General features: G+C 67.5%; 8 protein-coding genes. 5 read left to right on the top strand and 3 right to left on the bottom strand.

What is annotated here, in order from left to right; genetic code table 11:
* From KAY22_RS21015 to KAY22_RS20995, 5 genes are all read left to right on the top strand, one after another.
* A partial coding sequence (locus tag KAY22_RS21015) for an ATP-binding protein (protein WP_296625195.1) occupies positions 1 to 1124 on the top strand: 1124 nt, incomplete at its 5' end.
* Positions 1121 to 1798, top strand: coding sequence for a response regulator transcription factor (locus KAY22_RS21010; RefSeq protein WP_296625194.1), 678 nt, complete (start codon positions 1121 to 1123; stop codon positions 1796 to 1798). The genes KAY22_RS21015 and KAY22_RS21010, both read left to right, overlap by 4 nt.
* 76 nt (positions 1799 to 1874) lie before the next feature.
* The gene (locus KAY22_RS21005) at positions 1875 to 2288 is read left to right on the top strand and encodes an EVE domain-containing protein (RefSeq protein WP_296625193.1); all 414 of its coding nucleotides are present in this window, start codon (positions 1875 to 1877) and stop codon (positions 2286 to 2288) included.
* A 68-nt stretch (positions 2289 to 2356) separates the two neighbouring features.
* A complete protein-coding gene (locus tag KAY22_RS21000; protein ID WP_296625192.1) occupies positions 2357 to 2695 on the top strand; it encodes a metalloregulator ArsR/SmtB family transcription factor in 339 nt (112 codons plus the stop codon).
* A 90-nt stretch (positions 2696 to 2785) separates the two neighbouring features.
* Positions 2786 to 3151, top strand: a complete 366-nt coding sequence (locus KAY22_RS20995) for an SRPBCC domain-containing protein (RefSeq protein ID WP_296625191.1) — start codon at positions 2786 to 2788, stop codon at positions 3149 to 3151.
* Between the two features lie 24 nt (positions 3152 to 3175).
* Here KAY22_RS20995 and KAY22_RS20990 read toward each other — a convergent pair whose 3' ends face one another.
* The 3 genes from KAY22_RS20990 to KAY22_RS20980 form a co-directional block, all read right to left on the bottom strand.
* On the bottom strand, positions 3176 to 6238 hold the full coding sequence (locus KAY22_RS20990) for a ligand-binding sensor domain-containing diguanylate cyclase (RefSeq protein ID WP_296625190.1): 3063 nt from the start codon (positions 6236 to 6238) through the stop codon (positions 3176 to 3178).
* A 120-nt stretch (positions 6239 to 6358) separates the two neighbouring features.
* On the bottom strand, positions 6359 to 7345 hold the full coding sequence (locus KAY22_RS20985; RefSeq protein WP_296625189.1) for a 50S ribosomal protein L11 methyltransferase: 987 nt from the start codon (positions 7343 to 7345) through the stop codon (positions 6359 to 6361).
* A complete protein-coding gene (locus KAY22_RS20980; RefSeq protein ID WP_296625188.1) occupies positions 7335 to 8048 on the bottom strand; it encodes an SDR family oxidoreductase in 714 nt (237 codons plus the stop codon). The genes KAY22_RS20985 and KAY22_RS20980 overlap by 11 nt, the downstream gene beginning before the upstream one ends.
* Between the last annotated feature and the right edge of the window lie 243 nt (positions 8049 to 8291).

Here is an 8291-nt window from a genome sequence, read left to right as displayed (position 1 = left end):
GTCAGCGGCTCGCGGCGGTATCCGACGAAGCCGGAACAGCCTCGGCAGTGTGCGAAGAGGTCGCCCATTTGCTCGACGTATCGACGGTGCTGCTGGCCAATGACGGCAAGCGTCTTGCGATGATCGGCGCCAATCCCGAACGGCCGACCCTGGGGCCGATCGACGTCGCCGCCTATGAGTGGGCCTATGAACGTGGTGAGGTGGCAGGCCGGGACAGCGGCACGCTCACGGCGAGCGATTGGCAATTCCATCCGCTGAAGACGGCACTGGGCATCCTCGCCGTTCTCGGCGTCGCGCGGCCGGGCGGGGGCGATCCCATACCGACGGACAAGCGCATCCTGTTCACGACGCTGGTGGGTCAGGCCTCGCTCGCGCATGAGCGGCTGACGCTGGAGGCGCAGGCGCGCGAGGTGAGCGCGCTCAAGCAGCGCGACGATCTGCGTGCTACCTTGCTGTCGTCGCTCGGCCATGATCTGAAAACGCCACTGACGGCGGTGGTGGCCGCTGCCGACGAACTGGCGGCGGAAAGCGGGGAAACCCCGACCACGATGTTGTTGAAGAGCGAGGCACGGCGGCTTCGCCGGGTGTTCGACGATCTGGTCGAAATGACGCGGATCGAAGCGGGCGCGCTGGTCGTACGGCGGGAGGCGACCGACCTGACCGATGCCGTCGCTGCCGCCGCGCAGGATCTGCGCGCCGAACTCTCGCGCCACCGGCTGGTCCTCGACGTTCCGCCGACGCTGCCGCTGGTCGAGGCCGACCCCCGGATGCTACACCACATCCTGATCAATCTGCTGGGCAATGCGGCGAAATTCGCGCCACCCGGCACCGCGATCCGGGTGGAGGCGCGTCGTCAGGCCGACGGGCTTACCCTTGCGGTGCAGGACGAGGGGCCGGGCTTGCCCGAGGGCCGCGAGCAACAACTGTTCGATCGCTTCACCCGCGTCGTCGGCGACGACCGGACGGGTGGTACGGGCCTTGGCCTGGCGATAGTGAAGGGCTTTGCCGACGCCATGGGGCTGGGCGTCGCGGCGCGCAATCGCCCCGAAGGCGGCGCGGCGTTCGAACTGGCGTGGCCGGCGTCTGCGCTCAGGCGCGTGGGGAACGGAACGGAGCAGGGATGAGCCACGGCATCGTCATCGTCGACGACGAACCTGCGATCCGGCGCCTCGTCCGCGCCGCGCTCGATCGGGCAGGCTATGCGGCGAGCGAAGCCGCGACCGGCGCCGAGGGGTTGACGGCGGCGCGGCGCGAGGGGTGCGAGCTGGTGCTGCTCGACCTGGGCCTGCCCGATCGCGACGGGCTCGAACTGGTGCCGCTGATCAAGGCGATGGACCGTGCTGTCATCGTGCTCACCGCGCGCGATGCGACGGCCGAGAAGGTGGCGGCGCTCGATCTCGGCGCCGATGATTATGTGGTCAAGCCGTTCGACAGCGAAGAATTGCTGGCGCGCATCCGGGCGGCGCTGCGTCACCGCGCCGGGACTGCGGGGGCATCGGCGGCTGTGGTCGCAGGAGCCGTCTCGATCGACCTCGCCGCGCGGCGGGTGCTGCGGGCGGGCGAGGAGGTCAAGCTTACCCGCAAGGAATATGCGGTGCTCGCCGAACTCGCCCGGCATCCCGACCGGGTGCTGACCCATGCCCATCTGCTGCGCGTGGCCTGGGGCGAGGCGCATGTGGAGGATATCGAATATCTGCGCGTCGCGATGCGCGGGCTGCGGCTGAAGCTGGAGGACGATCCAGCGGTGCCACGGCTGCTGCGCAACGAGCCGGGCGTGGGCTATCGTCTGGTCGTCTGATCCAGGATCTGCCGAGAGTGGCGTAGCAAAGATGCGAACGCTACAACACTCGAGCGGCTAAGGCAGGAGGCGCGATATGGCCCATTGGCTCGTGAAGTCGGAACCCAACAGCTATTCCTATGCCGATCTCGAACGTGACGGCCGCACGGTCTGGGACGGCGTCCGCAACAACGCCGCCGCCCTGCACCTGAAAGCGATGCGCGAAGGCGACGAACTGTTCGTCTATCATAGCCAGGAGGGGCTGGCCGTGGTCGGCATAGCGAGGGTAGTGCGCGAGGCTTTTCCCGATGCCAGCGATCCGGCGGGGCGCTTCGTCGCGGTCGAGATCGCTCCGGTCCGTGCCCTGCCGCGCCCCGTCACGCTGGCTGAAATGAAGGCGGAAGCGGCGCTGTCGGGCATGGCGATGTTGCGCCAGAGCCGACTGTCCGTCTCTCCCGTCAGCGACGAAGAGTGGGCGGCGATCCTGCGGATGGCGGAGCGCGCGGCCTGATCCGTCTGGATACCTAGCCGTCTGGATAACGATATTGACGCCTACGCCTCGCTTTATAAGTTAGCCGAATGGCTAACCTTGATTCGATCTTCCATGGACTGGCCGATCCCACACGACGCGCCGTCATTGCGCGCCTCGCGTCTGGGCCGGCCGCCGTCTCCGAACTCGCCGCGCCGCACGACATGGCGCTGCCCAGCTTCCTCAAACATCTGAAGGTGCTCGAAAGCGGCGGCTGGATCGAATCCGGAAAGGCGGGACGCACCCGCACCTGCCGGCTCAGGCCCGAGGCGGTCAAGGTCGCCGAGGACTGGCTCGGCCGGCAGCGGTCGCTGTGGGAGGCGCGCTTCGATCGCCTAGACGAGCTGCTCGCCGATATGAACGAAAAAGGAGAGATTTATGACGCTTGATCCCTCGCTCGATCTTCTGCTGGAACGCGTTGTGCGCGCTAGCCCCGCCCAGCTCTGGCGCGCCTGGACCGAGCCTGGCCTGCTCCGCCAATGGTTCGCGCCGAAGCCCTGGACCTTGCGCGCGTCGCGATGGACCCGCGCCCCGGCGGCATTTTCTCAGTCGTCATGGCGTCGCCCGAGGGCGTGGAAATGGACGAGACGCCCGGTTGCATCCTGCTGGTCGAGCCGCAGAAGCGGTTGGTGTGGACCGACGCGCTCGGCCCTGAATTCCGCCCTAATGCGCAAAGCTTCATGACGGCCGACATCAGCATGGAAGCGGTCGACGGTGGCACCCGATACCGCGCGCTGGCTCGCCACAAGTCGGACGCGGACCGGCGCTCGCACGAGGAGATGGGCTTCCATGAGGGCTGGGGAACGTGCCTGACCCAGCTCGAGGGGTTGGCGGAGAGACTTTGAGGCGGTCCGCCGTTTGATACGGACTCAGCCGATCATTTCGTCCTGCCGCACCCGGTCGCGCCCGCCACCTTTCGCCGCATAGAGCGCGGCGTCCGCCTTCATGTAGAGCGCCGAGAAATCGTCGCCCGCGCAGAAGCCGCTGACGCCCAGGCTGGCGGTGACCGCCACGTCGTTTTCGCCAATCGGCGTCCGGGCTTCGCGGATGGCGTTCCGGATACGCTCGGCTCGTGCGGTCGCCTGTTCGACGGTGCTGTTGGGGAGGAGGACCGCAAACTCCTCGCCGCCGATGCGGCCGGCGACATCGCCGGGCTCCATCTGGCGCAGCAGCAGGACGCCGACCGTCCCGAGCACGGCGTCGCCGCCGGGATGGCCCAGCCGGTCGTTGAGCGCCTTGAACTCGTCGAGGTCGATGACGATCAGGCTCAGCGGCGTTCCGTCGCGCTTGGCGGCATCCACATAATCCTCGGCCACGGCCATGAAGTGACGGCGGTTGGCGCAGCCGGTGAGCGCGTCGGTCATCGCCATGCGGGCCAGGCTCTCATTGGCGGCACTCAGGTCGGCGGTCCGTTCGGCGATCTGATGTTCGAGTGCCCTCTGTCTTTTCTGGAGATAGCGGGTGCGCCAGCGCACGGTCATCACGAGCAGCGCGCCGAGGAGCAGGGCGGCACCGAGCTTGGCCCACCAACGCTGATACCAGGTCGGCAGCACGCGCACGGGGAGCGCCAGCTCATGCTCGCTCCACAGACCGGCGCGGTTGGTGCCGCGGATGCGGAGGACGAAATCGCCCGGCGGCAGGTTGGTGTAGATGGCGAGCCGGCGTTCTCCGTCCGTCTCGGTCCATTTCTGGTCGAACCCCTCCAGCCGATAGGCATAGCGATTGCGCTCAGGCGCGGAGAAGTCGAGCGCTGCAAACTCGACGGCGATGCTGTTCGCATCGGGCTGAACCAGGATGGTGTTATGTTGACCGGGTGCGTTGACCCGCGCGACGGGCAGGGGGGTGCCGCCCACTCTTAGATCGGTCACGACCAGAGCAGGCTGGAGCGTCCAAGATGGCAGATCGCCAGGGCGTACGATGGTCATCCCGCCCTTGGCGCCGAACAGCGCCTCCCCCTGCGGTGTGGTCGCGCCGGAGCCCGCGAAATAGTCGATGAGGGCCGAACCATCGGCCTGACGCAGCGAACGTGCCGTGAAATTACGGGCATCGATCCGCGCCAGGCCATCATCGGTGCCGGCCCAGATCGTGCCATCGCCGTCCATCTGCAGCGTATCGACATTGGCATGGGGCAGGCCCTGTGCCACGCCGATCCGGCGGAAACGCAGCTTGCCGGAGGCGTCGCGCCCGGTCACCATCGCCAGTCCGCCGCCGAAGGTACCGACCCACAGCCTACCTTGGCGATCGATCAGCAGCGTGACGACGAAACGTGCCGGCAGTCCGCCGGGATCGGTCGGGGCTGCCATCACATGTTCGATCGCGTGACTGCGCACGTCTATCCGGTAAAGTCCATTGCGCGCGCCAACCCATAATGCGGTGCCGGCGCCGCGCAATATGGCGTTGATGCCGCCATCGGCCAGCCGCGCGGTGCCGCTTCCGCCGAAGACGACCCGCCCCCGGGTGCCGCTCGGGTCGGGAATGAAGCCGATCAGGCCGCGTTCGTCGGTGCCGATCCACAGCACCTCGCCGTCGAAGCGGACCGCGTTGATCGAGAGCTCGGGGCTTTCGCCCGGCACTTGGACATGGCGGACACGCCAGCTGCCGGGATCGACGAAATAAAGACCCCGCCGCGTGCCCACATAGACCCGGCCTGTCGCAGCTTCTGCGAGTCCGAAGACCACGTCGGGCGGCAGCATCTCGCGCGAACCGGAGCGGCTGGGGCGGATCGCGGCAACACGGCCCGTCATCGGATCGATCACGTCGACCCCACCCTCGACATAGCCGAGCCAGATCCGTCCGTTGCGGGCGGCGAGCAATGCGAAGGCGTCGGGTGCGCTCAGGCCCCTGGGATTTGCGGGCGAACTCACGACCGTGGAGATCAGGCCGGAGGTTTGCGGTCGGTAGCTGAGGCCACCCGTGCTTCCGGCCCATAACGAGCCTGCCTTGTCGCGCAGCAGCGCCCAGACGTCGTTATGCGCCAGACTGCCCGGGACGGCGCGATCATGGGTTATCATCCGCGTCTGCCCGGTCTCGGCGTCGACCGCAGCGATGCCGGTCCCGCGCAGGGCGATCCAGACCTCGCCGGGCGCGGATGCGATGATCGACGACACCCAACTGGTCCGCAGCACCGGCATGTCGTTCACCCGCCTGGGCGCGGTGCTCCCGGGGTCCGCGACGAACAGCCCGTGACGGGCGGTGCCGATCCAGACCCGGCCCTCGTCATCTTCGAAGAGCGCGCTGATCGAAGGCGTGACGCCGGGGAAGGGCATCGAAATCCGGCAGCCAAGATCGGCGAGGGAGCGCGACAGCCCCTCGGTCGTGCCGACCCACAATGTGCCGTCGCGCTGCCGCAGCAGTGCGCGAACGGGCCGTCTTTCGATCAGGGCAGCCGGAAAGCGGAAGCCGTTGCGACCATAGGGGCTGATATGGTGCAGGCCGGTGTCGGTGGCGATCCAAAGTCCCGATCGTCCGTCGTCGACGATCTCGGAGATGTGAACGCGCCCGGGCGTGCGTTCGACGCGCACCGGCACGAAGCTATCACGTAGGGCATCATAATATGCGAGCCCTCCCGCGCCGCCGCCTATCCACAAGCGGCCCCGGACGTCCACGTGCAGAGCTTCGATCCAGTCGTCCTGCAGGCTGCCGGGCCGTTCGGGGTCGGCGCGATAGGTGCGGAAGCGATAGCCGTCCCAGCGGGCAAGGCCGCCCTGCGTACCGATCCAGATGAAGCCGTTTCGATCCTGCGCCAAGGCCGTGGGAACGGGATGGGGCAGGCCGTTGTCGCGGCCATAATTGTGAAAGATCGTGGTGACGAGACGGGACCAGCGCGCGTCGGCGGTCCCGGCTGCCGTCGCGACAGTGGCGAAAGCCGCCACCGCGAAGGCTGCCAGAACGGTCTGCCAAGCGAGGGATCGCCACCCCGAAATCCGCTTCAAGCTGTTGCCGCCCCGAATTAATTTCGGGTGCGATCATATCAGATTATCCCTGCCGTGACAGAGGATATGCGCTGTATCCGCTGCGCGGTGTCCCGGGGCAGTCCGGTGTCGTTCCCGCCCTTACAGGAAGTGCCTCCGGCGTTTGACGAGCCGCAGGGTCGGCCAGTCGCCGCGCTGGATGGTATCGGCGAGATAGAAGCCCTGCCGCCGATAGGCCTGCGCTACCGCGTCCGCCTGCGTGTCGAGCAGTCCGGCCAGGATCAGCGACCCGCCCGGCAGCACGGCATTGCCGAAAACCGGCGCCAGTTCGATCAACGGGCCGGCCAGGATATTGGCGATCAGCAGGTCATAAGGCAGTCGCGCCTTCAGGCGGCGATGGGCGAGACCGGCAGCCACCACCAGTTCGACCTGACCGCGTCCGCGCCCGACGGGGATGCCGTTCACGGCGGCATTTTCGGCGGTGACCTCGATCGACACGGGGTCGATGTCGGAAGCGATGACTTTCGCCGCCGGCCACAGCGCCCGTGCTGCGAAAGCGAGCAGGCCGGTCCCGGTGCCGATATCGGCGATATCGTCGAAGCGCAGGCCGGAGCGGCGCAGCCGGTCGAGCATCATCAGGCAGCCGGTGGTCGTCTCGTGATGGCCGGTGCCGAACGCCCGGCCAGCGTCGATCACGAAGCCGGTCATACCGTCGGGCGCGCGATCGGCATTATAAGGTGTGTGGACGAAGAAACGGCCGGCGCGGATCGGCTCCAGACCTGATTGCGACAGCGTTACCCAGTCCTCTTCGGGAATGTGAGTGACGACCGGCTTCACCTTGCGTGCGCTCGGCACCAGCGCGAGAATCTGCGCGAGCAACGCCTTGCTCGGCTTGGCCTCGACATAGACGTCGAGCTGCCACTCGTCGGGACGGTCGGGATCGGGTTCGCTCGTCATCACCGTGGGCGGCGGATCGAGCATCAGCAGTTCGCCCAGATCCTCGTCGAGGATCTGTCCCTCTTCCTTGGTGCAGGGGAGGGTAATCTTCCAGCTGCCCTGCCGTGCGGCATCGAACGGAAAGCCGGTGATGCCGTCGCCCTTCGGCTCGGTCCTGCGCTTAGCGGACATAGGAGGCTCCATTGACGTCGAGCACTGCGCCGGTCATCGACGGCGGGGCGTCGAGCGCGAGGAATTTGACGGTCTCGGCGATTTCTTCGGGCTGGGCGACGCGGCCCAAGGGGATGTCCGCGAGCAGCTTGTCGCCCCCCCGGCTCGCCAGATAATCGTCCGCCATGCCCGTCATCGTGAAACCGGGGCAGACCGCGAAGGCGAGGATATTCTCTGCGGCATAGCCGCGCGCGATCGACTTGGTCATGCCGATCATGCCGGCCTTGGACGCGGCATAATGCCAGTGCGCGGGGCTGTCGCCGCGATAGGCGGCGCGACTGGCGACGTTGACGATGCGACCGCCGCCGTGGCGCCGGAAGTGGAGGACGGCAAGCCGGCACAGATCGGCCGACGCCTGCAGATTGATCTGCATCGTCCGCGACCAGGCATCGGCCCATGCGGCGTCGGGCGCGTCGATCGAGACCGCCTCGAACACTCCGGCATTATTGATCAGGACGTCGATCCGCCCGTCCAGCGTCTCGAGTGCCTGCTCCCAGGCGCGCCGCGGTGCGGTCGGATCGGAAAGGTCGGCGACGATGCTGGCGTCGCCGTCCGCCGGGTTCGACCGATGCCCGACAATCTTGACGTCCTCCCGCCCGAAGCGGTCGAGAATGGCGTTGCCGATACCCCGGCTGGTGCCGGTCGCGAAGATGTGAATAGCCATGCGGCGCGGGATAGGGGGTTTGTGCGCCCGCCTCAAGCGCCACCGTTCGCCCGTATCGCGGGAGCCGGGCGGGCCGGCTCCCCGTCCGGTCAGGCCGCGATGCGGTTGACGAACTCGCCGGTGATCGTTTCCAGCCGCGACAATTCGCTGTCGACCCGGCGGAAGCCGGCTTCGAGATGATCGATCTCCCCCGCCACGCTCTCGGTGTCCGAACGGATCGCCGAGATGGTGGAGGACATGGAG

The sequence above is a fragment of the Rhizorhabdus sp. genome (assembly GCF_018006725.1).
In the GTDB taxonomy this organism is placed as follows: domain Bacteria; phylum Pseudomonadota; class Alphaproteobacteria; order Sphingomonadales; family Sphingomonadaceae; genus Rhizorhabdus.
The sequence above is the reverse complement of the archived record's forward strand: the minus strand, read 5'-3'. Positions and strand labels throughout refer to the sequence as shown.